This window comes from Roseibium sp. MMSF_3544 (assembly GCF_030732845.1).
Classification (GTDB): Bacteria; Pseudomonadota; Alphaproteobacteria; order Rhizobiales; family Stappiaceae; genus Roseibium.
Window position 1 is genome coordinate 151,551 of record NZ_JASHKA010000004.1, and the last position, 25,640, is coordinate 177,190.

At 56.0% G+C, this 25,640-nt stretch carries 22 protein-coding genes and 1 tRNA gene; 10 read left to right on the top strand and 13 right to left on the bottom strand.

Features of this window, described 5'->3' with window-relative positions; translation table 11 throughout:
* Positions 1-5 precede the first annotated feature (5 nt).
* Positions 6-82: transfer RNA gene (locus RBB47_RS07475), tRNA-Pro, on the top strand.
* Positions 83-357: 275 nt separating this feature from the next.
* On the opposite strand, the gene RBB47_RS07480 is transcribed toward RBB47_RS07475, so the two are convergent.
* Together RBB47_RS07480 and RBB47_RS07485 are read right to left on the bottom strand one after the other, a co-directional pair.
* A complete protein-coding gene (locus tag RBB47_RS07480) occupies positions 358-1,149 on the bottom strand; it encodes a ChbG/HpnK family deacetylase (protein ID WP_305985143.1) in 792 nt (263 codons plus the stop codon).
* Positions 1,150-1,566: 417 nt separating this feature from the next.
* Entirely contained in the window at positions 1,567-2,475 is a 909-nt protein-coding gene (locus RBB47_RS07485; protein ID WP_305985144.1) for a LysR family transcriptional regulator, read from the bottom strand.
* Here RBB47_RS07485 and RBB47_RS07490 point away from each other — a divergent pair.
* From RBB47_RS07490 to RBB47_RS07505, 5 genes are all read left to right on the top strand, one after another.
* Positions 2,474-3,421, top strand: coding sequence for a class I SAM-dependent methyltransferase (locus tag RBB47_RS07490; RefSeq protein ID WP_305985145.1), 948 nt, complete (start codon positions 2,474-2,476; stop codon positions 3,419-3,421). The genes RBB47_RS07485 and RBB47_RS07490 overlap by 2 nt on opposite strands.
* Positions 3,422-3,568: 147 nt before the next feature.
* On the top strand, positions 3,569-3,916 hold the full coding sequence (locus tag RBB47_RS07495) for a DUF6326 family protein (RefSeq protein WP_305985146.1): 348 nt from the start codon (positions 3,569-3,571) through the stop codon (positions 3,914-3,916).
* A gap of 4 nt (positions 3,917-3,920) precedes the next feature.
* Positions 3,921-4,562: a class I SAM-dependent methyltransferase gene (locus RBB47_RS07500; protein WP_305985147.1), complete on the top strand. Its 642-nt coding sequence runs from the start codon at positions 3,921-3,923 to the stop codon at positions 4,560-4,562.
* Between the two features lie 192 nt (positions 4,563-4,754).
* A complete protein-coding gene (locus tag RBB47_RS30995; protein ID WP_371932753.1) occupies positions 4,755-4,922 on the top strand; it encodes a carboxymuconolactone decarboxylase family protein in 168 nt (55 codons plus the stop codon).
* A 442-nt stretch (positions 4,923-5,364) separates the two neighbouring features.
* Positions 5,365-5,838: a GNAT family N-acetyltransferase gene (locus RBB47_RS07505; RefSeq protein WP_305985148.1), complete on the top strand. Its 474-nt coding sequence runs from the start codon at positions 5,365-5,367 to the stop codon at positions 5,836-5,838.
* Between the two features lie 353 nt (positions 5,839-6,191).
* Here the strand turns inward: RBB47_RS07505 and RBB47_RS07510 are convergent, their stop codons facing one another.
* The 10 genes from RBB47_RS07510 to RBB47_RS07555 all read right to left on the bottom strand — a co-directional run bounded on the left by RBB47_RS07510 (position 6,192) and on the right by RBB47_RS07555 (position 21,141).
* Positions 6,192-8,234, bottom strand: coding sequence for an amidohydrolase (locus RBB47_RS07510; protein ID WP_305985149.1), 2,043 nt, complete (start codon positions 8,232-8,234; stop codon positions 6,192-6,194).
* A gap of 363 nt (positions 8,235-8,597) precedes the next feature.
* A complete protein-coding gene (locus RBB47_RS07515; protein WP_305985150.1) occupies positions 8,598-9,410 on the bottom strand; it encodes a class I SAM-dependent methyltransferase in 813 nt (270 codons plus the stop codon).
* Between the two features lie 579 nt (positions 9,411-9,989).
* Positions 9,990-13,127 carry a glycoside hydrolase family 38 C-terminal domain-containing protein gene (locus RBB47_RS07520; protein ID WP_305985151.1) on the bottom strand — a complete coding sequence of 1,046 codons (3,138 nt, stop codon included), beginning with the start codon at positions 13,125-13,127 and terminating at the stop codon, positions 9,990-9,992.
* A gap of 6 nt (positions 13,128-13,133) precedes the next feature.
* On the bottom strand, positions 13,134-14,873 hold the full coding sequence (locus RBB47_RS07525; protein ID WP_305985152.1) for an ABC transporter ATP-binding protein: 1,740 nt from the start codon (positions 14,871-14,873) through the stop codon (positions 13,134-13,136).
* 3 nt (positions 14,874-14,876) lie between these two features.
* Positions 14,877-15,827, bottom strand: coding sequence for an ABC transporter permease (locus tag RBB47_RS07530; RefSeq protein WP_305985153.1), 951 nt, complete (start codon positions 15,825-15,827; stop codon positions 14,877-14,879).
* Positions 15,828-15,831: 4 nt separating this feature from the next.
* The gene (locus RBB47_RS07535) at positions 15,832-16,839 is read right to left on the bottom strand and encodes an ABC transporter permease (protein ID WP_305985154.1); all 1,008 of its coding nucleotides are present in this window, start codon (positions 16,837-16,839) and stop codon (positions 15,832-15,834) included.
* A 66-nt stretch (positions 16,840-16,905) separates the two neighbouring features.
* Positions 16,906-17,673, bottom strand: a complete 768-nt coding sequence (locus tag RBB47_RS07540) for a phytanoyl-CoA dioxygenase family protein (RefSeq protein ID WP_305985155.1) — start codon at positions 17,671-17,673, stop codon at positions 16,906-16,908.
* Between the two features lie 114 nt (positions 17,674-17,787).
* On the bottom strand, positions 17,788-19,527 hold the full coding sequence (locus RBB47_RS07545; RefSeq protein ID WP_305985156.1) for an ABC transporter substrate-binding protein: 1,740 nt from the start codon (positions 19,525-19,527) through the stop codon (positions 17,788-17,790).
* Positions 19,528-19,581: 54 nt separating this feature from the next.
* Positions 19,582-20,265 carry an MBL fold metallo-hydrolase gene (locus RBB47_RS07550; RefSeq protein WP_305985157.1) on the bottom strand — a complete coding sequence of 228 codons (684 nt, stop codon included), beginning with the start codon at positions 20,263-20,265 and terminating at the stop codon, positions 19,582-19,584.
* A gap of 42 nt (positions 20,266-20,307) precedes the next feature.
* A complete protein-coding gene (locus RBB47_RS07555; protein ID WP_305985158.1) occupies positions 20,308-21,141 on the bottom strand; it encodes a phytanoyl-CoA dioxygenase family protein in 834 nt (277 codons plus the stop codon).
* Between the two features lie 135 nt (positions 21,142-21,276).
* On the opposite strand from RBB47_RS07555, the gene RBB47_RS07560 reads away from it, so the two are divergent.
* Positions 21,277-22,134 (top strand): AraC family transcriptional regulator, encoded by an 858-nt coding sequence (locus RBB47_RS07560; protein WP_305985159.1) that lies wholly within the window; start codon positions 21,277-21,279, stop codon positions 22,132-22,134.
* A gap of 958 nt (positions 22,135-23,092) precedes the next feature.
* Here the strand turns inward: RBB47_RS07560 and RBB47_RS07565 are convergent.
* Positions 23,093-23,551, bottom strand: a complete 459-nt coding sequence (locus RBB47_RS07565; protein ID WP_305985160.1) for an Lrp/AsnC family transcriptional regulator — start codon at positions 23,549-23,551, stop codon at positions 23,093-23,095.
* Between the two features lie 236 nt (positions 23,552-23,787).
* Here RBB47_RS07565 and RBB47_RS07570 point away from each other — a divergent pair, with 236 nt between their 5' ends.
* The 3 genes from RBB47_RS07570 (at position 23,788) to RBB47_RS07580 (ending at position 25,031) form a co-directional block, all read left to right on the top strand.
* On the top strand, positions 23,788-24,156 hold the full coding sequence (locus tag RBB47_RS07570; RefSeq protein WP_305985161.1) for a DUF1127 domain-containing protein: 369 nt from the start codon (positions 23,788-23,790) through the stop codon (positions 24,154-24,156).
* Positions 24,146-24,508, top strand: coding sequence for an STAS domain-containing protein (locus tag RBB47_RS07575; RefSeq protein WP_305985162.1), 363 nt, complete (start codon positions 24,146-24,148; stop codon positions 24,506-24,508). Before RBB47_RS07570 ends, RBB47_RS07575 begins: the two co-directional genes overlap by 11 nt.
* A 121-nt stretch (positions 24,509-24,629) precedes the next feature.
* Positions 24,630-25,031: a GNAT family N-acetyltransferase gene (locus RBB47_RS07580; protein ID WP_305985163.1), complete on the top strand. Its 402-nt coding sequence runs from the start codon at positions 24,630-24,632 to the stop codon at positions 25,029-25,031.
* The last annotated feature ends 609 nt before the right edge of the window (positions 25,032-25,640 follow it).

A 25,640-nucleotide genomic window follows, 5' to 3' on the forward strand; every position in this document is an offset into this window, starting at 1 on the left:
TCGTTCGGGCAGTAGCGCAGCCTGGTAGCGCACTTCACTGGGGGTGAAGGGGTCGTCGGTTCAAATCCGGCCTGCCCGACCAACAATCTCAATCACTTAGCAACTTCAGTTGGTTTTCATTGCAATGAAACTGCAATGAAACCGGGTTTCGCAATGGCTCTCATTCTTACAGCTTCTACTGCAAAAAACCCGACAATCCGCGCTCGGCCCCGTACTTGACGGACCGGTCTTGGTTTTAAGCGGTAACTCCGCTTTGCGCAGCCAATCTAAAAGTTCGACTGCTACCCCACAGGTCCCAAAAGCAGCCGTCCGTTGTGAACGAACAGAAGGGGCAATTCGGACAAAACTGCCGTTCGTTTAGAGATCTCGATAGCTGATTAGTTCGATGCCGAGTTGATCAACTCGTTCACGCAACGCAGGGCTTGTGAGTGTTTCCAGGCAGGTCACGCGATCTTCTGCCGCGTCTTCGTATCCACTATGGCCGGTCACGGACAATTCTGGTGACGTGATAGCTGGATGGTCAATGAAGATATGTGTGCCCTGATCAAGTTCTTCGAGTTGATGCACGAAGGCTTTAACCCGCTGCCCGGTATCCCTTGGAAACTTGGGATACCCTTCGATCCTTGGCAGACCATGGCCAAAAGCGTCATCATCGAGACCGTATTCGAGGCAGAGATCAGAGATGACATCACCGAGTCTCGCGTCGAAGTCTTTGAAGTGTTTCAGCATATGCGAGCTTACGTGTGAAACGTTTTGGAACATTTCGATCCCAAGCACGATTTGAGCTCTGAATTCGCTAGCGATTTCGTCCAGTAACCAGTCGACCTCCGACAAACTTCGTCTGTTATCTCCGTCCCTTGGCGTCAGCAGCGGAAGGAAATCTCCGCGTTCATCGACGAGGCTTCTCGCTTGGGTGATAGGTCGCCACTTTACCGCATCCCATTCACTCGTCAGGGTCAAATGAATACCGATGTCCACTTCCGGTTGACCATTGAGTATCTGCGCTGCGTGTGAAGTCCACGCGCACGGCATCATGACCTCAACGCTCCGTGCAATTCCTTTGGTACAAGCGCGCAGACATCCGATGTTGGAGGACCAACTCGATCCTGCGTCATCTGCTCGCACAAGTAATCGAATCTCGCGACTCATCACTTAATCCCAGCACTATTAATAAGGTCAGAATTGCACGCGGAGACTTGCAGTGCACGTAGACGAGTTGTCATACATTGTCGCAACGCTGAAACAGAAACCAAGGGCTCTAACCAGACGTTCGCCGCATAAGAGTAAAATGACGGCTTTGCGCCCGCAATTTAGACGTGCGATTGCTACCTCGCTGTTCCCAAAAAGCAGTCGTCCGTTGTGAACGGACTGAAGGGGGCAAAGCGGACGAAGCAGACCTTTGAATATCGGGTTTCGCTCGAGCAAAAAAACCCTTCGCCGGCGCAGACTGTAATTTGCCCTAATGCGGTACAAATCGCCAAAGCGGTCATTGAATATGACCCTCCTCGCTGGAAAGATGGATCCGTGCGTATAATCGCGTTAAAGGCGCGAACTCTTTGCGCCCACTCAGTTCCGGAGCTGTGCCGAAGCTTGTGCCAAGCCGTGGGCCAATCGGTCGAAGACAAGTCGTATGCGCTTGCTCGTCCGCAATTCGCGATGCGTCACCAACCAAACCGGAATTTGCGGCGTAGGTAGGTCGGGCAATACGCGTTCGAGGTCCGGTTCAGGATCACAGAGTGCAACAGGCAGCAGCGACAGTCCAAAACCGGCCTTTAGGCATCCTGAAATGACCACGCCTGAGTCGCTGGTTACAACGAAGCTGTCCTGTGTCAGGGGAATTCCAAGACTTCGTAACGTCGATAGCAGGCCCTCGCCACTTGGAATACCGATAAATGCATGATCAGCAGCGTCGCGTGGAGTGCTCGGCCTTTCAACCGCCTCGAAGTAAGTTCGCGACCCATATAGACCAGTTGGCAGATCGGCAACATGTCGGGCGATGAGCTCAGGCTGTTCGGGGCGAACATGCCGAACAGCAATGTCCGCCTCTCTGCTTAGGAGGTCTTTGATATCGTTGGATGGCAGAAGTTCAGGCCGGATTCCTGGCGCCGACTTCCGCAACGGCGAGAGAAGACTCGGGATGAGGCCCACAGCCAACATGTCCGAGGCCGTGATCCGCACCCTGCCTGAAACCTCTGCTGATTGCCCGATTGCAGCCATTGAGATCATCGTTGCCGCGTCGCTCATGGCGCGTACATGATGAAGCAGGCTTTCGCCCGCCTCTGTCAATCGCGGACCCTTCACGCTGCGTTCCAGAAGCGTCACGCCAAGCCGATCCTCAAGTTCTGCTATCTGGCGCCCTATCGTTGGTTGCGTGGTTTTCAAGACGCGTGCGGCGGCACTAAACGTGCCTTCTTCAACAGTCGCCAGAAAGGCCCGCACCTGGTTCCAGTCGAAGGAGATTGCATCCCAGTTCATGCATCCACGTATAGCAGTTGTTCAATTTTCGGCAATCGACTGTTTGCTGATGCATGGCGATAAGCGCACCAACGGATCGGTGTGCCCCGGTTCTGTATCTACCGATCTCGCAAGTGGACTTGAAAAAATAATGAACATCCTCAGCAAAGTCGAACCGTGGAACATGGTTGCCGAAGGCTATGCCATTGCGGCGGGCGATCTCTTTCGTGCCTACAGCCAAGCAACGCTATTGCACGCCCAAGTCGGTCCCGAAATGTATGTCGCCGACATTGCCTGTGGTCCGGGAACGCTCACGACACTTTTGGCAGAGCGTGGCGCGAAGGTGGCGGCCGTCGATTTCTCGCACGAGATGTTGGCCATTCTCGAGCAGCATATTCTTGATAACTCCGTGTCCGGTGTCTCGCTCCATCAGGCCGATGGCCAAAACTTGCCGTTTCCTGACGATGAATTTGACATCTCGTTTTCACTCTTTGGTCTTATGTTCTTTCCAGACCGAACCAAGGGGTACGCCGAGATGCTCCGCATCCTTTGTCCCGGTGGATGGGGCTATGTGTCGAGTTGGTCGAAACTGTCCGACTCGCCGCTGTTCTCGGTTATGGCAGAAACGATCTATCGGATAGACCCCGCACGGGCTGCGCCACACTATGACATTACGTCACTCGAAAACCCCGACGTTATGGAATCCGAGATGATCGCCGCTGGTTTTCAAGATGTGACCATCAGCAGACTGGAGCATGGAAGTCTATTCAGGTCTGCCGAAGCGCTATGGAACAGCTTTGTCGCTGCTAGTGCGCCCATCACGTTTCTCAAATCGCAGATGCCCGAAGAGGTTTGGCGAGCGAAGACCGAAGAAGCACTCCGCTACATTCGTAAGCAAGCCGGTCCATTTCCGGTGCAACTCGGCACTGTTGCCTGGCTCGGAAGCGGACGGAAGCCCCTTGACTGAACCGCACCGTCGCAGACCGGCCTGACCCGATCACCTTAAGCGTGCGTGTCTGCACCGCTTTTTGACCAAAGAATGAACACACGATGCGCACTGAAGACGTACATACGAAGCTTTCGACCCTTTGGCCGTTCATATTGCTTAACGCTGATGTGTTGCGAACTCCACCAACTCGTGATGCCTGGGTACTTGGAAACCATCATGACTGGTTGGCTCAACGGTATGGGGACACCCCCCAAATTGATGCTGTTTGGCGCCGTTGTGCTCTCCGTTCCGATTGCGATGGTGCCGTCGTCTATGCTGTCGCAGTGTCAGTTTGCACGGCCGCTCACCTTCTTTGCTGCTCTGATGACCACTGTGACTGTGATCCCTCCCGCGCCCATCGACCTCGGTGTCACATATCGACTTGTTCTCCAGCGCATGGAGATCGTTGCAGTCGCCTGGCGGTGGATGCCAAGGTCCGAGACGTTAGGCGTCGCTCCGGCGCTTGGAGACTAGAGCGATGACATACACGACAAATACAGACGACCGGATGATCCGTCTCTATGATCGCCTGGCCCCTGTCTATGATCGCCTCCACCAACGCTGGCTGCGATTTGCCGGTGGTGAGGCGCAAGCCGCGCTGGAGGCAGCGGTGCGTGTCGGGATGACTGAAGAGGCGAAGCTTCTGGACGCCGGTTGCGGCACTGGACGATTTGCGCGCGGCTTGCTTGCCTGTGGCATCACCCCAAAACAGATCACGCTGCTGGACCCATCCGAAGCGATGCTGTCTCGTTGCTCCGATCTGCCGGTCCGTCGGTCGCGCGGTCGACTGGAAGCTATGCCATTCCCGGATTCCAGCTTTGACTTGGTGACGAGCGCATGGGTGGTTGAAACGGTATCGGAGCCAAGCGATGCTTTGCGCGAACTATGCCGCGTCCTACGGCCAGGCGGTATCCTGTGCCTCACATTCTGCGCCGAGAAACCCTTTCGCGGCTTCGTGGATTGGGTCATGTACCGAGGCCTCTCGCTCCGACACACAGGACGGTTCCTGAACATTGAAGACATCAAACGCAGTCTGAAAGGCGCGATGACGTGTGAAGTGCAGACCCTGCCGTCAGCAGGCCCCGCCGCCACGCTGATCGCCCGGCGATGCGGTGCGTGATCCACGCGACTGAGCCGTCCCTTATGGATTTGATCTTGCGGGCCGTAGACCACCAATAGCCCTAAAAAAAGATTTTTCGATGACTGGTTCAAACCCGCCGCTTACTCGCGGACAAAAAAAGCCATAGATCTTCGGGCATCTTGGGTACGCCCTTGCCTTAATGGCAGATCATGGCCTGATCATGCACTCTCAGTGTTGATCGAACTAGGGGCGTATCAGATCAGTTTATGTGTTTGTTGCGTGGGCTTGCATCTGAGCCGAGCACGAAAAAACGGCGACTCACAGGGAAAGGTCGACACGCTTGTCGTCTGGCGCGAGGTTGATCATCTTTCACCTGCCGAACAGGCAGTACTCGCTTAGACGGAAGCGTTGACTTGCCTCGATCGTGGCACTGATCTTTCCAGTTTGCGTACGGCGTTGCGGGTGCACTATTCGAAGAAGGCGACCTCGGTAGTCACCGCAGACCTCGGTATCATCAATCTCTGGAACCGAGTGAAAAAGCCGAAGCACTGACGGGGACCATTCGCCAGCAACAGGTGGAACTGCGAGGCTCATATATCTGGGCCACGTTACAATCGATGTTAGACGACGAGCCCTGATACGGATTTCTTAGTCGTTACCAAAGTCGGCGTTCCGCATTCCAAGCTTGACCAGAACGGGCAAAGACCGATGAAAGCTCGCAAGCACAATACTAACTTCAAGGATTTGTGATCGCGTAAGCGTTTTGCTCGAGACCCACCACCCAATTTGAGCCGTACTCATATCTGGAGAAGGCGGAGAAAGAACACTAGAGGAAGCTGTCTTGAAACAAGAAATCACATTTGCTCGGCTGTCGGAAATCGAGCCAACAGAGATTGCAGCTCACATGTCTGACCCTCGGGTGGCAGAGCACATGCCGCTTCTGACAACTAAGTGGGACGTTGAGGCCGCGGAAAAGTTTGTCGTTCACAAGGAGCAGTGTTGGACCCGTGATGGACTTGGGCACTGGGCTTTTTTAGCCAATGAAAAATACGTAGGATGGGGAGGCTTCCAAAAGGAAGGTGACGAGTGGGATTTCGGACTGGTACTACGTCCGGATGCTTTCGGTCTGGGGAGGCAAATCTCGAAAAAGGCACTAGATTTTGCCGTTGCTGACGGACGCATCCCGTACGTGACATTTCTTTTGCCGCCATCTCGAAAGAACTTGGGCGCACTCGCAAGGCTTGGCGCGAAACAGGTGGGTGAGGTCACGTATGAAGGCGCAAAGTTTCTCAAATTTCGTCTCGAGACTGCATAACCGCACCTTGCCTCGACTCGTGATTGCGCACACGACCTGTACACATCGCATGAATGACCGATTTTCGGGCTGCGTTGCAGCATCAGGCATTATGCATTTGTTGCAAACTTGCTGTTGTTTGCACTCACAGCGAAACCTTCAAACTCAAAACTATGGCTCTAACCGAACGCTCGCCGCGCTGAAAACAAACGACGGCTTTGCGCCGCCATTTAGGACGTTCGCTGTTTCACGAGCTCATCCCGAAAGCCGACAATCGTTGTGATCAGAGCATATGGCCGCATTGCGAGAAAAGTAGACCTGTCGACGATTGGTTCCTTTTTTGGGCCATTGTAGCGAGGACCTTGCAAGTTCGTTCAGACTTTAGACGCCCACTCAGCAACTACCGCCCAGCCAATCGCATTCGTCCCACAGCAGCTTGCCATCGATGTCTGGCCAGCCACCGAGGGTGTACACGTAAAGGATGCCGGCGAAGCGCAGCAGGAACATCCCGCAAGTGTCCCTCGCTGCGCGAGCATTGTCACATCGTTGAGTGCGCTGTGAGGTGTTCGTGCCAATTGGATCTCGTCCTTCGGTGGAAACAACGAGGCACGGTCTGGCGTGAAATCACTGGAGACAGGGAACACGTCGCCTTCGAGGACAGTTCCCCAAATGCCGATGTCCTTGATTGCGTCTGGATCGACCTCGAATGGGTCTTCTTCGAGGACTGTGAAGTTCGCGAATTTGCCGGGTGCGATCGAGCCAATCTCATCTTCGAGCCGGATGGAGTGAGCGGCGTCGATCGTAACGGCGCGCAGGGCGTCTTCGACCGACAGGCGATGTTCTGGACCGGCGACGCGGCCAGATACCGTCGTCCTGTTGACTGCTGCCCAAACCAGAAACAGAGGCTCGCCCGGAGCCATCGGCACGTCGGAGTGAAATGATATGGGTGTGCCGTTTTCCTTGATGGGACCAAGCGGCACAATGTTGTCAGCGCGCTCCGGGCCGAGGCCTATGTCCCCGTAACGGTCCGACAGCGCCGTGACGTAATAAGGGTTGCCGCTGACGATGCACCCCAGCTCGGCAATTCGGTCTGCCTGATCCTCACGTGAATAGCCGAAATGTACGAGCGTTGTGCGGTGGTCTGGTCGTGGCATACGCCGCATGTTTCGTTCGATCGCATCGAGGATCATGTCAACGGCGAGGTCGCCTGTCTGATGGATGTGGATCTGATACCCCTCGTCCCAGTAGGCGTCGAAGGCCGCATTGAATGTATCCGGCTCCATGATCCACTCACCGTGAAACTCCTCGCTGGTATAGGGCTCGGATACCTGCATTAAAAGACTGTAGATCGCGCCATCGGCGAACAGTTTGACCTGCTGGGGCAGGAAGGACGTCTTGCCTTCACCCCAATCCAAAAGGGCTTCCGTCTCTTCGATCATCGTCCCATCATCGAAATACAATTCAAAGAGCGATTTTCCGTCACCGATGAAATAGGTCCGCGTTGGAACGTCAGGGCCGGAAAACACGGAATTCGTAGCGTTCTGAAGTTGCCGCGAAAGAACCCCACCTGGCTCGCAGCCAACCGTGACCCCGGCGCGATGCATGTATTCGCGGGTCAGCTTGAGACCGGCAATGAGACGCTCCGGCGTTGACAAGACGGGGGCAACGGTCGGCAATAGCGCGAACATTCCCGCCTCGAAGAAGTGGCCATCATCAAAGTTTGATTGTTCTGCAGCGAGACCCTCCAACGCATCAACAAAAGCCCGATCGATACCGAGCAGGTCGAGTGCGGATGTGTTTAGAATGAGCTCATGTGCCGACCGGTGCAAAATAATGATGGGTCGCGCCGTGCTGATTTCGTCGAGCTGCTGGCGCCTTACCTCGCCGTGAAAGAAATGGTGGTAGCCCCAGGTCAGTAGAGGCGCGTCGGGATCCTCTATGGCCGCTTCGGCAGATTCCAAACGGTCTCGATATTCCTCTGGCGACCGGGCTGCTGGCGTAAGACCTGTTGGCAAGTTCCAGTCCTCAATCGCAATGATCTCGGCAGTTAGTGTTAGTGCCGCGAGGAAGGGATGAACGTGTTGGTCGATCAGCCCGGCTATGATCACCTTGTCCGCGAATGTCTCATCAATACGGAATGGCTGTTCAGCAATACGGTCCACGATGGTATCGCGTGGCCCGGCGGCAAGGATGCGATCACCGACGACGGCAACTGCATCGATATCGGGCTCGTTGCCTTCCATAGTTATGACCCGTCGGGCCACGTAAACGGTGATTTCCGGTAACGCCTCGATTTGGCTGGCAAAGTCTTGCAGCGTGAAGGCGCCATTGGCGAAAGACGCGCTCGCAATTGCTGCCGCCGACGTTCCGGCCATCAACGCCAACGCGGTTCGTCGGGCTAGGTTTGCCTTGATCATGTTGAACCTCAAAAAGTCTAATTCAAAAGTCGACTAGGCCTGTAAGAGGATCGATTGGACGTACAGCGAAAACAATGTCGCATAAAGCTTCGCCAAGGGCTTACTTCGACGAATGATCCCACGAACCGCTGTAGCATATCCGCGTGCACAAAGGGTTCAAAGACGTTTTCACTTTATTCTGGCCGATGGGCCGCTTTGCGCCCCCAAATACGGACGTTCGACTGCTACCCAACAGGTTCCAAAAGCAGCCGTTCGTTGCGGAATTAACGAAAACGGGAAAAGTGAGCAATACGGTCTTTTGCTGCAAGCTTCAGCAAGGTTCGCTTCCGTGGTATGCGCTCAAGTTGAACGCGCAAAAACAACTCAATCTGCGACGCTAGCCGAGACGATCCAAACCGCAGCGATAAGACTGATACTGGCCGGATTGGATCGTGCTGAAAGCGCAACTCGCAAATCCGGCTCGACTTTAGAGCGAAGATCGGGGTCTGCTCTAACCATCTGGCCGAGCGCACCTACACTCAGCAACACTTCGACTGTGTCATCCAAACCACCACACGAAACTGGTTCATCATATTTAACGATGGTGATGTCTTCAAATCCGGCTTTTTCGAGAAGATCGCGCAGGTATTCCGGATCCGCGAAGCTGAATGGAGCTCTCTGAACTTGATCAACGCGTTTCGCCACACTGATGGGAAAGTGGTCGATTTCGTTCTCCTCCAGTGCACGCCAACAACAGAACGCAATGCGCCCACCCGGACGAAGCATCCTCCTGAAATTTGAGAATGCAGACGCAGGGTCTTTAAAACCCATTACGCCGAATCGGGAAAATGCTCCATCGATGCTGCCGTCAGGCAACGCAAGCGCCTGTGCATCTGCCTTGATAAACTCTATTGCAGGGTTGCTCCCGAAGCGTTCTTGAGCAACTGATAATAGCAAAGCGGAGATGTCGTTCCCGATCACCCTCCCACCAGGGCCTACGTGCCTAGCGATCTGTGACAAGGTTTGTCCGGCTCCGCATCCAATATCTAGAATGACCTCGTCGGAGCATGGGTTCAGGATGCCGATAGTTGCAAGGCCGAGCGGTGAAAGCTGCCGATCGACCAATGGCGCCACTTTAGCCAGCGCGGTGGTATGCCGATCAATCCAATCCACAGTGTCTTTGCTTCCATAAATCATAACTCAATCGCTAACGGCCGAGAGTCCATTTCGACAACAGGCTAGGAACTCAATTGAAATACTTGCCGCACTGCAACGCAGTCTTTGACAGCGCCCATTCCTGCAGCTCGTATCATTCAAAACTTTGGGCTCAAAGTAGACATTCCCTACAAAATGAACCAATGGGAATATTGCGCTCCCATTTCCGATGTTCACCGCAATGAAGGCTGCGCCCGAAAGCAGACGTTCATTTAAGGCGCAGCAAATTCTTTGGTTGGGCGGATTCCAGATATTTGCCGCTGGATGAACGAACGTCCTCCAATAGATATGCCATATGTTTGAATATGTTCTTCCTGCGGAACAAGCGAACCCGATATATCTCCAAGCTAGAGCACCCAATTTCAGCGCAATCGCTCCCCACCTACCGGTACTGGTATGCCAAATTGCAGATAGTGGCTCTTCGGCATACCCCAATCATAATGGTTTTTGGGCCCTAGATTCTGCTCTGAAAATCGGCGACTGAATGAAATCATTGACGCTGATCCAGCCCCTGATCCGGACTGTTCAAGCGGAGGATCTGTTCGTTTTTTCCGTCCGAAACTAAAACTGTTTCGTTCCATGATCAGGTAGATGCAGCCGGAGCGTCACAATCTCATAATTGGAGAGAAAAAGTCTCGCCTGACCATCGTCCAGCTTGATCGGGTCTGCTTCAGTCTCCAGAAGGCCGCACCGCTCGACCCGTTGCACAGCCCGGTGCAGGTCCAGTACGATCTCACCGGACGTGTTGTGCGCCTCGAACAGGCGCACGATGACGCCCTGCCCGTCTTCAGCCGGCTTAACGGTTTCAATAACCGCTTGGGCGCTCCTGCAGGTCACGATCGGCGCAGACACACCGGACCCTGATCCTGATCCTGAGAAAATCCGAGGCGGCAGGTTTAGGGCATAGGCCTCACGGCGGACATCTACTCGCGAATTGCCCAGATGCGGCAACAGGGAATAGGTAAATTGGTGTTGGCCCTGGTCGGCTGTCCAATCCGGCATGGTCGCGGATTTAATCAGGGACAAACGTAAAACATCGCTGCGCACGTCATAGCCATATTTGCAGTCGTTCAGCAAAGCAACGCCGTAATCCCCTTCGCTGAGATCGGCCCACTTTTGGGCAGGCACTTCGAACTGCGCAGCATCCCAGCTGGTGTTGCGATGGGTGGGCCGGTCGATCTGGCCCCATTGGATTTCGAATTCAGCGCGGGCGGAGCGCACCGCCGCAGGGAACGCAGCCTTCAGAAGCAGATGGGTTTCGTGCCAATCCACATCGGTCACAAAATCGATCCGGGCGGAAGCCCGGGTCAGTTGAACTCGTTGTGTTAGTTTGGAGCGCCGGAACGCCCTTGTAATCTCAACAGTAGCCCGCAGCGGACCGTCCTCAATTACTTTCAGACTGTTGAGAGCCGTGACGACCTCGCCGCGATCTTCGAAAAAAATGTCGATGTCCCATGCGTCCCAGCTGATCGGACGGTCTTCGAACAGTTCGAGTTTGTTGCCGAACATGCCGGACTTGAGCACTTCCCGCCCACTGCGTTTGTCGAATACCGAGGTCAGCATGCCGTGAGGCCCCAAGACTAGACGCAGATACTGATTTTCCAATATCGCTCCGCCATCCTCGGTGGGACGCGCGGTGACGCCGTCGGAGATTTCCGCACTTGACGCGCATCGTTGTAGCACACGCGGCGAAAGGGCGTTCTTCTCGGGGAGTTCGACGAGGATACCGTCGACCGTCTTCTGTGAGGGCAAGGGCATGTCACCCTCCGAGACTGGAAAAGCCTCGGTCGGCAATGTGACGTAGCGAATTCCGGCCAGCGGGGCTGCGTCAATAACCAGATAAGACGCCTCTTTCGGGATCAGCGCAGCGGCCGCTCTCTGAAGCGCCGCCTCCGCGATTTCGGTAATTTCGGCAAAGTCCTTACGCGCATCCTCGAACACCTTCGGGATAGAGGTACCGGTAAGGATGTCATGGAATTGCAGCGTGCAGAGTTTTTGCCAGGCGGCCGTCAGATCGTCCGGCTCTTGGCCTGTTACCATCGCGAGCGACATCGCCAGCTCTGTTTCGTGCAACAGTCTTTCAGCCATCCGGTTTTGCCGCTTTATCCAACTGTTGCCGGTCAGAACTCCGCGATGGCCTTCAAGATAGAACTCGCCCAGCCAGGTTGGCAGCCGGGCAGATTGCGCCTCCAGCCGCTCAAAGTAATTGCGGACGGTAGAAAAATTGACTTTCGGAGCACCCGGAAGAGCCTGATAGGCTTTGCCGCGCCGGATCAGCTCGTCCGTAGGGCCACCGCCGCCATCCCCGTACCCATAGGCGATCAGCAGGTCCTGCACATGCTCCTTCATGGTGTTCCGGCGCCATGTTCCGACAACTTCGGCAGCCGTCAGGTCCGACTTGTAATTTGTTGGAAACGGAAGGTGCTGAACTTCCCTCGGGGTGGTCAGGAACTGCGCCAGGACACGGGAGCCATCAATCCCCTCCCACCATGTGGTAGAAGCCGGCATCTGGTTGTACTGGTTCCAGTTGACCTTGTTGGTCACGAACCATTTGAGCCCGGCTTGAACCATCAACTGCGGCAGACATGCCGGAAATCCGAATGTATCGGGCAACCAGAGAACAGGGCATTCGGCGCCCGGCCCGAAGGCGTCGTCGCAATACCGGCGTGCTAGCAAGATTTGGCGGACCAGCGCTTCTGCCCCCGGCATATTGGCGTCTGGTTCCACCCACATGCCGCCAAGGATTTCCCATCTCCCCTCGGCGACCCGGGTGCGAATATCTTCGAAAATCTCGGGGTAGTCCTCGGCGGTCCAGGCATAAAGTTGTGGTTGCGAGTGCGAAAAATTGAACTCGGGATGCCGGTCCATGAGGCGCAAGACGTTTGAGTAGGTCCGCGCGTTCTTTTGGCGGATTTGCGCCATCGGCCAAAGATAAGCAACGTCCATATGGGCGTGCCCTGCGGCATGAAGCGTTATGTCGAGCGGCGGCGCGGCCTGCTCAAGTCCATATTGCAACCGCTGCATTGCCGGCTCGATGGACGCCCGGAAGGCCTCCTCCATCGGGTCCCGTGTATCGAGCACCAGAAAAGCGGCATCGAGCGCTGACAGGATTGCATGTTTTTCCGGCCGGTCGTCGCTCATCTCCTTCGATAGGTCGAGCGCCGTTTCTGCAAGGATGACAAACGATTGGAGGTCCCGGTCCAGGTCAACCACGGCACACTCCCGCAGGAGCAGTTGCGAACGATCCTCCGGATCAGGGGGCCAACCGGTCAGCCCTGTCCAACCGTGCAAGAGCAAATGATGCTGTGCTCCATCGACGTAGATCTGTGGCACTTCGATGGTGTGATGGTACCGGTCGGCAGAGGCGATAACCTGTCCATCAATGTAGGTCAGCGCTTCAGGGTGGGTGAAGATATCACCGGCAACCCCGAGAGGCAGATACAGCGCCGGATTCGACCAGGACCTGGGCACCCGGAAACGGGAGCGCAGGACAAAATGAAGGTCCTGTCCGCCCCAATGACTGTTCCAGGCAAGCTGCTCGCCGCGCTCCAGCACGCTGAGGTCCGGGCGTGTTGACGCGTCCGTCAGTTGCTCAAGCGTAAACGCATCGATCGCAAGGCGAGCACGATGAATGAGCGGCCGCACCAGACGCAGCCTCTGCGCTATCTTTTCGGCCGTGAGACGCTCGCGGTGGGACATGCCGGCTCACCCCTGGACCAATTCAAAACCCGGGATATTGCCGCGCATGATCGTCTCATGCCCATCTAGCCGATCCAGTGCTTCCAGTCCCTGCCGGGCATCCTTTGACGATCCCCAGTCCCGATCCAGGTCGGGCCAGGGGATGGAGGCAATCAGGAGTTGGGTATAGGCATGTTCGGGGTCGCCAATGACGTCTTTTGGAGGTCCAGCCTCGACAATGTGGCCCTTGTACAGGACCATCACATAATCGGAGACATGAAAGGCCGTGGCGAGGTCGTGGGTGATGTACAGGATGGAAATTCCATGCCGGTCCTTCAGGTCATGGATATTCTTCAAGATCGTTGCCCGCAAACTCGCATCCACCATGGAAACAGGCTCATCCGCAATCAGGAGCTTGGGACTGAGCATCAGCGCCCGGGCCACGATCAGCCGCTGCCGTTGACCACCGGAAAGTTGATGCGGATAGCGGCCCAGCACCGTTTCTGGAGCAAGGCCGACGGCGCGGCAGGCCTCTACCATCGCAGTCTGGGTATGATCCGGGCCTTCGCTGAGACCGAACCGTTCAAACGGATACTTGAGCGCATGATTGACCCGGTAAAACGGATTGAAGCAGGCATAAGGGTCTTGGAATACAGCCTGAACCTCTTTCCGGAACGATAGGGCCTCCGCGCCCGACTGACGGTTGATGTCCCGGCCCTTGAACCGCACCTCGCCGGTCGACGGGGCGTTAAACCCCAGCATGAGGCTACCCAATGTCGATTTGCCCGAACCGGACTGCCCGACAATCGAAATGATTTTCGGCACCTCGCCGTCGAGCGTGAAATTCATGGGATGGAGGGCTGTGACAGCGCCATAATGCTTGGACACCTGCCGGAGCTCCAGCAGCGGCTCTCCGTTTTCTGACCGGAAACCGGTAGCGGTTTCTTCACCGGCGGGTTCAAGGAAGCTTTTGCCGCCCACCAGCGGCACGGAGGATATGAGTTCCTTCGTGTAGGGGTGTTCGGGACGCTCAATGATCTGCCGGACAGGCCCAAATTCAACCAGCTGGCCTTTTTTCAACACGGCGATTTCGTCGACCGACTGCGCCATCAGCCCCATGTCATGGCCAATGAGGATCAGCCCGGCACCGATCTCGCTCTGGACATCGCGCAGTGTCTGCATGACGTGCCGTTGCGTGATGACGTCCAGCGCCGATGTCGGCTCGTCCGCAATGATGAGATCCGGATTGAGGCAGACCCCGATCGCGATGCAGACCCTCTGCTTCATGCCACCGGACAGCTCATGCGGATAAAGGTCGCCGACGACTTCGGGGTCGAGCCCGACGCCCGCCAGTGCCGCATCGGACCGGCTTTGCAAGTCTCCTTGTGGCAGCGCGCCCTCATGCGCGACGATCCCGTCCCAGATCTGGTGCGCGATCCGCATGACCGGATTCAAGGAGTTCATCGCGCCTTGAGGGATATAGCTGATCCTTGATAGACGGACCTGGCGCATATCATCGTCGCTCAGGTCGAGGAGATTTGGTTTCTCCAGCGAATTGAGCAGGATTTCACCGCCAGCGACAAAGCCGGGCGATGCCAGCATCCGCATCGCGGACAGCGCCGTTGTCGTCTTGCCAGACCCGCTTTCTCCGATGAAGCCGACACGCCGGCCTTTGCCAACCGATAGCGAGACGTCGGTAACCGCATGCACGACGCCTTTGGAGGTCGGGAAGTCTATGGACACATTGCGCAGATCAAGAACGGTCATGGTCTATAGCCTCCTCAAACGCGGGTTCGAGACCTCGTCCAGCCCGAGGTTCACCAGCAACAGCCCGATGAACATCACGGCCAGCAGCAGCGTCGGGATGCCCCACCACCACCAGAGATTTTGAATAAGCGCACCGGAGTTGATGGCGTCGTAAATTACGCGGCCAAGCGTGGGCACGCGCTGTGGACCGAGACCCAGAACCTCCAGCCCTACTGCGGTGACGATGGATGTGGTCACGTTCGCAATGAACGACCCGAAAAGGTAGGGCACCAGATTGGGCAGCATCTCCCGGAACATGATGTGCCAGGTGGATGCACCGGACAACCGGGCCATCTGCACATACCCGGATTCCCGCATCGACAGAACTTGCGCCCGAATAAGTCGGGTGGGCGATTGCCAGACGAAACAGGCGATCAGGATCGCCATGACCGTCAAGGAGATATCACCATAAGCGGCTTGAAAGACCACCAGGATCAGCAGCGGCGGAATGGTGATCATCACGTCCGATCCGACGCGGATGACATCGTCCAACCGTCCGCGGATGAACCCCGCAGAAAAGCCGAGGAAGATGCCGATCGACATGCCGATAAGCGAGGCAAGCATCCCGACATAAAGAGAGTTCGGCGCACCGACAATCAGCAGCGCCAGAATGTCCTTTCCGGTGACGTCCGTCCCAAGCGGATGGGCCCATGTGCCCACCTGCCCCCGCAGGTTTTCCACGCCGACCGGTCCCTGGCGGGGAATTCCAGATCCAGTGAACACCATATCGGTGTCCCACAACATCCGGCCGACCACCCCCAGCGCAATGATGCCCAACAGCATGGACAGTCCCCAAATCAGCTTCGGGTTTTGCCAGGGATTGTCGAACCGCTTCATGCGGCGGATTTGCGCCCGGGTCAGGCCTTTGACGTCGGCTTCGGCGGTTTCGGGCTTGGTGGCGTTTTCATCAGTCATCGGCTCAGCCCCCGTGCCGGATGCGTGGATCGATCAGCGGATAGATGAGGTCGACGAGAAAGACCGCAATAGCTGTCATGAGAATGATCACGAAGCTCACACCCTGGATCACGGGATAGTCCTGGGTCAGGATCGCATCGTAGAGAAGCTTTCCCATGCCCGGATAGGCAAAGATCCGCTCCACCAGCACCTGCCCCGCCACGAGGAGCCCGATTTTCAGGGCAAACGCCGTGATCTGGGGCAGAATCGCATTGCGGATCATGTAGCGGTAGAGAATGTAGCGGGGCTTCAGGCCCTTCGCCTTGGCAAGCGTTGTGTAATCCTCGCCTTGCACGGTGATCATCAGTCCGCGCATACCCAAGGCCCAGAAGCCGAAGGTCACAACGACGATGCTCATCGCCGGCAGGAAGCCGTGATAAAGTACCGAGTTGATGAACGCGAACGTCCAACCCGGCTCCACATTCAGCCCATAGGGACCGGATAGCGGCAACCACCGGAGCTGCGTTGAAAACACATACATCAACAGCAGCCCCGACAGGATCGGCGGGATCGAGGTGAACACCATGGCTGCGGGTATGGCGACTTTCCAGAGCCTGGGTGTGTGCTCCCAGACCATCAAGGCGCCGAGAAGATTGCCAATAACGAAGGTGATAATAAGCGAAATGAACATCAGCCCAAGGGTCCACGGCAAAGCGTAGCCGATCATGCTGGAAACCGGGGTCGGGAAGCTGGCCGTGGAGAGCCCGAAATCCAGGGTGAAACTGTTCACGATGTAGAGGAAGTACTGAACGATCAATGGCTGATCGAGGCCGAAGCTTTCGCGCAGCTGCTGCAGGATCGCCTCGGAGTTTTCGATTGTGCCACCGCCAGCCGCCATCCGGCCGAGCATCACATCAATTGGGTCAATCGGGCTCAGCCGCGGAATAATCCAAATCAGCGTCGCCGCCACAAACACGGTCAAAAACAGCGTGAAAACGCGGTTCGTCAGATACGACAGCGGGATACGTCCCATATTTATCCTCCCTGGTATCTGCTAAGGCAGCCCTCGTTGGCGGAGCCATCCTGAAACTTCTGGTGGTCAGGCGGCCTCACCTGCCTTGTGCCGGGAAATCGTGTGGTTCCAGCCACGTAGGACCATCCGTTCATCCGGGTGCCGGTTGCCGTCCTCCACTTGGTCATGCCCCTCATAGAGTTGGCACAGGACGGTTTTGCGCGTTGCCTGAGACCGGTTCGGCATGGACCCGTGAAGCGTGAAGTAGTGAAAGAAAACAACGTCTCCGGCCTGGCATTCAACCGGGGTCGCGTTTTCAATCGGATACCGGTCAAGCGTGTCGTTCTTCCGGCGGCCGTCGGCCCCTTCAATCCGGCCGAGTTTATGAGACCCGGGATAAACGCGCAGACACCCCATTTCGTCGGTCGCGTCGCTGACGTGAACAATACCGGCGATCATGCTGTCGTGATTGGTCGGAAAATAAGGCCAATCCTGATGCATCGGGAACGGCGAACCATGTTCCGACGGCTTCTGAAAAAGCTTCGAGTGATGCAGGATGATGTCAGGCCCCAGTATCACCTCCGCGACATCCAGAAACCGCTGGTTCAAGAAGGCATTGAGCCACGTACGGGAGAATTTCTGCACATTGTGGGTATGCAGGATCATATCGCCCGTCTGCGCGATTTTATCCGTCTCACCGCCGTCCCATGTGGCATCGATCGCCTCGCCACTCACGGCGAGCTGGTGCACGATGCCGTCAAAATCGGTCTCAAGCGCGGCAACTTCCTCCGGCTGGAACACGCCTTTCGCGTGGTAGTAGCCGTGCTCGTCGAAAAATGCGCGGATGTCAGACATCTGTTGTCCCTTCTGGCTTTGCGCATCGGGGCTAAAATAACCCGCCCCGATGCGTTGTGCTTTCAGATCCCACAAGGGACCTGCGCCGGTTCCCATCAGGGAACCCACGGCGCGTCAGTTCGCGCGTTCCAGGTTGTGAATGATCTGGTGGCCCGAGTTCCACCAATGGAAGGGGTGGTTGTAGTAGTTCTCATTCGATGGCCACCCGGTCCAGTAGGTCGTGTTCATCGGCAGGAGTTTGGCCGATTGCACCAACGGGATGAACGGCATCTCGGCGGCCATGTAGCCATAGGCCTCAGCCACCATGCCCGGGATCGCCGCATCGCCGAGCGCCATTCCTTCGAGCTGATCGACAATTTCCGAGTAACTCGCCGCCGCCGGGCTGTCCCAGCGCGCGGTGTTATTGAAGCCCGGGCTGCGCTCGCCGACCGGAACGACATCGGCAACCGTATACCGGCCCATCGAGGTCCAGGGCTCATTGACCGAACCGCAGCTCAGCCAGGAATAGGTCATCTCGTAGCTGCCAAAAGGCAACACTTCGCCCCAGAAGACCGAGTTTTCGACGGGAACGGACCGGGCGTCGATACCGGCCCGTTGCAATTGCTCCACAATCATGTCGATTGTTCGGGTGTATTCGGTCGACGCCGAATTCACATGTATGGCGGCACTCAGCGTCTCGCCATCCTTCTCATAGTAGTCGCCATTGCGGGTCCAGCCCTCTGCCTCGATGAGCGCCTGGCCGGCAGCAACGTCAGCCGTTGGAGATAGGCCGTGTCCGGCTTCGACGACGGCGTCGATAAAGGGCGCCATCGACCCGTATTCGGCAAACATCGTCCTGGACGGGGTAGTCGCCCCTTCAACGGCGATATTCACGATCTGATTTCGGTCGATGATGTGGTTCACCGCCCGGCGCATGTTCGGGTTGTCCCAGGGGGCGACGGTGGTGTTGATCTCCATCTGGCGCGGGCACGGGTCGGCCGCAGCATACGGATACCCATCATGCCAGGTCATCACTGCCTGGTTTTGCGCTTTGATGGCTTCAAACGTGCCAACACTTACGTTTTGGGCGGCATCGAGCTGGTTTGTGGCCATCAGCTGGGCGCGGCTCTCCTCGCCTCCCGATTCAAGGAACACAACGCGTTGCGGTTCAGGTAAATCCTGAAACCCGGTCGCAGCTCCCCACCAACTGTCGTTGCGATCCCAGATCGCGCGGTTGGAGGCGGCCGAGGCGAATGTGTACGGGCCGGTTCCGACTGGCGGATAGAAGGTGAAGGTCGCGGGGTTTTCCTGCGCTGCCCAGATATGCTCCGGCATGATCAGAAAAGATCCGAAAATCCGAACGCCGAAGTTTTCAACGACAAATCGCGGATTTGGCGCATTGAGTGTGAATTTGACTGTCAGATCATCGATCTTCTCGACGCCAGCAACCTGGCTGCGAAGCGTTGCGACCTCGCGCGCTGTCAGTTCTTCATTGGCTTTCGCCATCTCCACGGTAAAGACGACATCGTCGGCGTTGAATGCTTCGCCATCGGACCATGTCACCCCGTCCCGGAGCGTGATAGTGAATTCGGTTGAATCGCCGTTGGCCTCGAAACCGGTGGCAAGCCATGGATCCAGTTCACCGGTGCCATAATTGAGGATGAACAGGGGTTCCCACATCGTTTGATGGGCGCCGTGCATTCGTCGGATGCCGGTGCCGTCGGTCATCCAATTAAAGTTTTCCGGATCCTGAATGGTGCGGTCCAGGTCGAAGATCACGGTGTCCTCGCGGGCCACATCCTGGGCCACGGCTACTGCACTCAGCGCAAGTGTCGAGACCGCAGTGGTCATCAAATATTTGAGCGTTCCCGTCATGAATTTCCTCCCTAGATTTTCAACCTTGCAGACCCACTGGGGCGCCGCTGCAGGTCAGCTAACGTAGTCCATCACCAGAACCCTTGTTCCGTCCTCCGGCAGCTGGTCTTTTTGTATCACCGCCGTATGGTTGCAGGCGAAGTCTATTGCCTCATCCTTGAAATTCGCTAGAAAACTCTCGATCCACATCGTATTGCGCGGCCGGTAGGTCAGAGTCCGAAAGTGCATCGGAATGATGAGTTTGGGCTCGACTCGGTGGATCATTCTCATCAGATCGGGCAACTCGATGGTCAGGTATCCGCCGGCAAGCGCGAGAAGCACGTCGGTGTCCTTAAAAAAGTCGATTTGCGCGTCGGTAAGCGGATTGCCGACATCACCCATATGCGCAATCTTGAGCCCATCCAGTTCGAACCGGTACATACCGTTTTGACCTGGAACCTCATGTTCTGGATGATGATCCCACTCGGCCGCTTCAATGGCTTGAACGGTCAACCCTCCCGCGACGGCCGAACCCGTATCCTGAGCAACCTGCAGCGCATTGATCACCTGAGGGTCTCCCGGGATCAGATCCGCACGGCAATGCGCATCGTCGTCGTCGGATGAGATCACAACGACATCGGCGGTTTCCCGGATGGACGGGTATCCGACGCCTTCAGGCGTGTAAGGGTCCGTGATCACCGAAAACCCTGACTGATCAGTCAGCTTGAATGCGGCGTGACCAAACCACGTTATTTGCATGTGTGCGGCCTCCGGACGGTCTGGATATGCGTGTTGCGGGGTTCAATTGTTTCCAACGACATGGGGGCTCGCCGTTTTGGTGATGTCATCATTGGTTGGCCTCGGATGATGGTTCCAGTGGCCGCTCGGGTCGGCCCCTCGGGCAACGATTGCCTCAACGCCGGTCGCCCAAGCCGGATCGATTATCCGAACTTCCGGTGGGCAATAACGTAACGTCAGGCCACACCGCCGGCGCGCCGAAGTGTTCGGCTCCGAACCGTGAATTAGCATATCCGCATGGAGGGAGATCTGCCCCGCCTTCAAGCTGTTGGAGACCGGAGCCCCAAAGCGCTCGGCCTCTGCTATGCCTTTATGAAACACAGAGTTTTCGCCCATCGACGAGGTTTCGACAGCCCCCTTGTCGTGGCTACCTGGGATGAACCGCATGGCGGCGTTCTCCTCATCGACATCATCGATCGCCAGCCAAACCGTTACGGTTCTTGCCGGGCTCAGTCCCCAAAAGGATGCGTCCTGATGCCAGGGAACCCGCTTCGGATCGCCCGCACGCTTCGACAGGATCGCGCTAGCCCAACAGATAATGTTTCCGCCGATAATATCCTGAACAAGGTCAAGAATCCGCGGGTTAGTTGCAATGTCCCAGATCCCGGCCATACGTGCCTGATAACAATTGATACCATAGGCGCCGTCTGGCCCCAGATCCTCCATCAAGCGGTCAAAGTAGGCCCGGACACCGGCGATCTCCGGTGCGGTGAACACCTCGAAAGGCTGCACGAAACCGAGACGATTGTATTGATCGATCTGAGCATCGGTGAGCCGGCGCGAACGGCCGAGTCTGGCCGGATGGAAACGAAGATCCATCTCCTCAAGCACGTCCATTGGCCTGCGTCCTCCCCTTCACTTGTCTGAAATGCTAAGGGGCCAAGTCGAGCGGTGGCAGATCCGTGTTTGACAAAAACATGTACTTTATTGATCTTTGCCACAGGAGAGTTTAACGATCGGGAGTGTTCCTGAGTGCGGCTGCCGCAGAAAATATACCGGATCGAGAACTACATCGGCGCGACGGACGCGTTCCATTTTGTACGTAAGGACCTGTCGGTCCAGCCGCCGGTGCTGGAGCATTGTCACGACTATTTCGAACTCATGCTGATTGAACAGGGACAGGCCTATCACTGGATCAATGGCGTCGAAGAACAGTTGACGGAAGGCCACCTCGTTTTCCTGCGTCCTTTGGACAGCCATGCATTGCAGGCCGTGCCCGGCACAGGCGCCCGGATCTTGAATGTCATGTTCCGGAGCGAAACGGCCGAGCATTTGGTGACCCGGTATGCCGAAGAGTTGTCCGGCCGTTTTTTTTGGCAAAGCGGCCAATTGCCGGTGACGCTCAGACTGAGGGGCCCGCAGCGAGAGCGGGCCGTGAACTCCCTTCTGACGCTCCAAACCAACCATCGCAGCCTGACGCGGATTGAGCACCTTCTTCTATCGATCATGACCCACATGCTGGATGCTGGTGAGGTGATTGACGACCGAGCCCCGTCCTGGCTCCTGGAAGCATGCCGGGCCGTGCGTGAACCCCGGGTTTTCCGCCGGGGCGCAGCCGGCTTCAGCGAAGCCGCCGGCCGGAGCCAGGAACATGTCTGCCGTCAAACACGTCGCTATCTTGGACTGAGCCCGACTCAGTATGTGAATCGCATCCGGATCCAGCATGCGGCAATGCTGCTGTCTTGCACAAACACGCCTTTGTCCGTCCTCGCGCTGGACTGCGGGTTCGAGAACTTGAGCTACTTTCATCGCCTCTTTTTGCAGCAGTATGGAACCACGCCTCACAGCTATCGCCTGCGCCACCGGCGTGTCATGATCGACAGCCACTAACTTTTAGATTCCATTTTCGGATGTTCTTAGGAGGACAGCCCAATCAATGCATCAGCGATTGTTCGGGCAAAAATCGCAATGCTAGTACCCTGAATTCTCGCAAAGACGCGGGTGGTCATTTCGAAAATGCAGGGGCGTGATTAGTTGTTTGCGAAACCCCAATGGTAGAATTTGAAAGTAGTTATGTCCCATGGGCGAATGGGCAAGAGCCAAAGAATGAACGCGCGATATCACTAATGCATTTGTTCATGTGGCTCTTCATGTTTCTGGCCGTCCTCTTATCAGATCTGGACCGTAGCGTTGAAAAAATGGGACGGCAAATTCGACATAATTGTAGTCAAGCCTGCCAGACCCAACGAGAAATGGCACGACGACGGCTCTCCTTACTCTGGAGATATGCAGCTTAGCGCTTTTGGCAATGAGACCACGAAGACGGTTGAACTTGGGGTTTGAACAGGTGCAGCGCGTTGGACCTGGACTACCCCATTTACACCGGCAGAGCGGATGGAACCAATCTCATTCATAACGCTGTTTGATTGGGATAAGAGTTCTCGGATTCAAGTAAAAGCGGACATTGGACCGCCCGATACGTTATGTCTGCTCAGGGCCGAAACCAATCACCAACCTGATCCGCGTGAATGTCCGCTTCAAGAACTTTGTAAACATAATCCGCCAGACCGCTCCCGGCCCCAGACTAGATATGCTCCCTGTCCGCATTGCGCCGCCATTCCGGTCGTTCACCGCATAGAAGCATGAGCTCGAAAGCAGACATTCAAATCTGATGCAGCAAATAGTGGGATGGGCGAGAACCGGGTGTTCGCTATATTGCGAACGAAGGTGCAGACGGGGGCCCAACGACCCAAAGCGCCGATATTAGCCTTGAAGTGCGGCATACCAAGCACGGTAAATGACTGGAACGAGTCCAATTTTCCGTTCGAGCCATTGGCTTCAATGGCGACTACAGGCTTCCGGTTTCTTCTTTCGCCAGCTCTTTAAGAACCACTAGGCTCACAAATCCGTCGACAGGTGACTGAAACAGATAGGTGTCCGCAAAGTCGGAGAATGCCTCCATCGACTCACATTTCATGAACAACACGACATCTTCTTCTCCAGTGACGGACCAGACACGTTCGACGTCGGGATGTTTGCCGAACCGTTTCATCAGCGTCCCGATTTGCTTCAGGTTTTGAGGATCAAAGCGGACCAGAACAAACAATTGAACGCCCTTGCGCTTATAGATCGGGTTGATCACCGCAACTTCGCGTTCGATGGCGCCGATCTTTCTCAGACGCTGAAGACGACGCAAACACGCGGCCGACGACAATCCGATGGCTTCGGACAACTGATGGCCTGTCTGGCGCGCATCGACCTCGAGCAATGCGAGGATTTTCCGGTCAAAGCTATCGAGCTCTTCCATAAATTGTCCCCCAAATTCTTCCAATGCGAGATTTTCGCAGAAACACGAGAAACATGCGAAAAATTCGTTCCAAATGCGCCGCATTCGACGCCACCTCGTGAGCGCCCGCGCCTATAAACCGCTCAGGTTCACGAGATGAGCCTCATCACAAACCAACGAAATCACCCTGAGATTCGCCCAGGGTCACCGTGGCATGCGGATGCCACGGATTGAAAAGACATGGATTGGGAAACGTAATGGAAACTGTGACTTACAGCCTGAAATTTGACTCGGCATCGCTCCCCAGACGCCTCAAGTTCCTGACATTCTTTGATGCCCTGAAGCGTTTCTTCCGCCTTCGGATCGCCAGCCCGGTCCAACGACTGCGCACCGCGACGGACTCCGTCGTTGAGGAACTGGCAGATATTGGTAAGGAGCGGCATGCAATCAAAACGCTCAGCCAAATGAGCGACTACGAGCTCGCCGACATTGGACTCAGCAGATCGGATTTGACCTCCGAAGGTTTAGCCGTTGCGGGTGCTAAGCGCGCGTTGAAGCAAGATTCGTTGGTAAGAGAAATCGCCTTGACCCGCTCAACTCGGGGGGCAATCGATCATGGAAATTAACACTGAGAATGCAGGTCCCTACACCAGCGTGAGGCTCGACGGCCGTCTCGACAGCAAAGGCGCGGGCTCCATCTACGATGCGATCATAGGCCTGGGATCATTGGGTCCAGGCAAGGTTATCGTCAACATGGCAGCGGTGACGCATGCTACGCGCGCGGGATCCGGCGCACTCATTGTCGCGGCGAAGATGCTTCGTGTGAGAACAGGTGAAAAACTCCTGATCTACAATGCGTCGCCTCAAGTCGCGGCACTTATTGATGGCTCAGGTCACAATCATCTGATCGAGGTCCACTCAAGCTCGAACGTTCAAACACACGGCGTGACTCAGTTGAATGAAACCGGAGTGATCTGAATGACCAAATTGGTGAGAGCTTCCATCGAGGCGGATATGGAAGACGTTCGGCGGCTATACGCCCACGAAGTTCTGAACGGTCGCGCCTCCTTTGAACAAACACCCCCCCGATGTTCATGAAATGTCAAGGCGGCGTCAAAGTGTTCTGGATCTGGGATTGCCGCATCTTGTTGCGGAACGGGATGGTAAAATTGTGGGATTCGCATATGCAAGTCATCATCGACCGCGGCCGGCTTACAGCTTTACGGTCGAGAACTCAGTTTATGTCGCTGAGGATGCACGGGGGACCGGTTTCGGAAAAATGCTGATGTCTGCGTTGATCCATGAATGTGAACGCGGTCCCTGGCGACAGGTCGTAGCGGTTATCGGAGACTCGCAAAACGCTAAATCCATCGCGTTGCATAGATCGCTTGGTTTCCGGCAGGTCGGAATACTGCAATCTGTCGGTTTCAAACTGGGTCGATGGGTTGACACGGTTATCATGCAGCGCGCGCTTAACGATGGCGGCAGAACTATTCCGTGACGCGAGCGATCGTCGCGCGAAACGGGGCTGGGCTTTGCCTACCTTCAAACACTTCGGTGCCTCGGTCTTTCATATTGTAGTTCCCAAAACCCGGGACTGAGAGTCGTTCTTTTCTGCAAAAGGCCGAGCCACCGGAGGTACCGTGTCCGACATAAACCTTTTGGGAGAAGGCAGAAAGAAAAACAGCCTTGAACTCATTCAACGGTGCCGTCGGAACAACACCGAAACTAACCGGCTCCAGGCGCTCAAATTCTTTGTATGGGCTCTCCACGATCAACGCCGCGTCATTGCAACTTCCCGACCCGATGGCGAAAGCTCACCGCGAAACTCGTCCCGGCTGACCCGATAGACAGCCGCGACTGGACGATCGTCACCCAAGCGGAAGAACTCTACGGTGCCCCGTTCTCGTTTCCATTTGTTGACCATCAAAAAATCAGTTGCTCGATCATTTCGAGTGCGCTCACCAGCCTGCGAACACGCTTGGGCATAAGTCATCGATACAAGTTCTATTTCTAGACGAACACGCCCATTCGTCGCAGAATTCCCATGCTTGTAGTGCTATCGGAATGACAGTCCACGTTTGGTGTGCGAACGGGTCACACACTTGTT

What these genes read in the sequence shown, in the direction of transcription:
- RBB47_RS07520 (WP_305985151.1), bottom strand. Translation starts at nt 13,127, where the DNA reads ATGTCCCACCGCGAGCGTCTCACGGCCGAAAAGATAGCGCAGAGGCTG.
- RBB47_RS07490 (WP_305985145.1), top strand. Translation starts at nt 2,474, where the DNA reads ATGCATCCACGTATAGCAGTTGTTCAATTTTCGGCAATCGACTGTTTG.
- RBB47_RS07555 (WP_305985158.1), bottom strand. Translation starts at nt 21,141, where the DNA reads ATGGACGTGCTTGAGGAGATGGATCTTCGTTTCCATCCGGCCAGACTC.
- RBB47_RS07570 (WP_305985161.1), top strand. Translation starts at nt 23,788, where the DNA reads ATGGAAACTGTGACTTACAGCCTGAAATTTGACTCGGCATCGCTCCCC.
- RBB47_RS07525 (WP_305985152.1), bottom strand. Translation starts at nt 14,873, where the DNA reads ATGACCGTTCTTGATCTGCGCAATGTGTCCATAGACTTCCCGACCTCC.
- RBB47_RS07545 (WP_305985156.1), bottom strand. Translation starts at nt 19,527, where the DNA reads ATGACGGGAACGCTCAAATATTTGATGACCACTGCGGTCTCGACACTT.
- RBB47_RS07530 (WP_305985153.1), bottom strand. Translation starts at nt 15,827, where the DNA reads ATGACTGATGAAAACGCCACCAAGCCCGAAACCGCCGAAGCCGACGTC.
- RBB47_RS07565 (WP_305985160.1), bottom strand. Translation starts at nt 23,551, where the DNA reads ATGGAAGAGCTCGATAGCTTTGACCGGAAAATCCTCGCATTGCTCGAG.
- RBB47_RS07550 (WP_305985157.1), bottom strand. Translation starts at nt 20,265, where the DNA reads ATGCAAATAACGTGGTTTGGTCACGCCGCATTCAAGCTGACTGATCAG.
- RBB47_RS07500 (WP_305985147.1), top strand. Translation starts at nt 3,921, where the DNA reads ATGACATACACGACAAATACAGACGACCGGATGATCCGTCTCTATGAT.
- RBB47_RS07495 (WP_305985146.1), top strand. Translation starts at nt 3,569, where the DNA reads ATGTGTTGCGAACTCCACCAACTCGTGATGCCTGGGTACTTGGAAACC.
- RBB47_RS07510 (WP_305985149.1), bottom strand. Translation starts at nt 8,234, where the DNA reads ATGATCAAGGCAAACCTAGCCCGACGAACCGCGTTGGCGTTGATGGCC.
- RBB47_RS07575 (WP_305985162.1), top strand. Translation starts at nt 24,146, where the DNA reads ATGGAAATTAACACTGAGAATGCAGGTCCCTACACCAGCGTGAGGCTC.
- RBB47_RS07535 (WP_305985154.1), bottom strand. Translation starts at nt 16,839, where the DNA reads ATGGGACGTATCCCGCTGTCGTATCTGACGAACCGCGTTTTCACGCTG.
- RBB47_RS07485 (WP_305985144.1), bottom strand. Translation starts at nt 2,475, where the DNA reads ATGAACTGGGATGCAATCTCCTTCGACTGGAACCAGGTGCGGGCCTTT.
- RBB47_RS07480 (WP_305985143.1), bottom strand. Translation starts at nt 1,149, where the DNA reads ATGAGTCGCGAGATTCGATTACTTGTGCGAGCAGATGACGCAGGATCG.
- RBB47_RS07580 (WP_305985163.1), top strand. Translation starts at nt 24,630, where the DNA reads ATGTCAAGGCGGCGTCAAAGTGTTCTGGATCTGGGATTGCCGCATCTT.
- RBB47_RS07515 (WP_305985150.1), bottom strand. Translation starts at nt 9,410, where the DNA reads ATGATTTATGGAAGCAAAGACACTGTGGATTGGATTGATCGGCATACC.
- RBB47_RS07540 (WP_305985155.1), bottom strand. Translation starts at nt 17,673, where the DNA reads ATGTCTGACATCCGCGCATTTTTCGACGAGCACGGCTACTACCACGCG.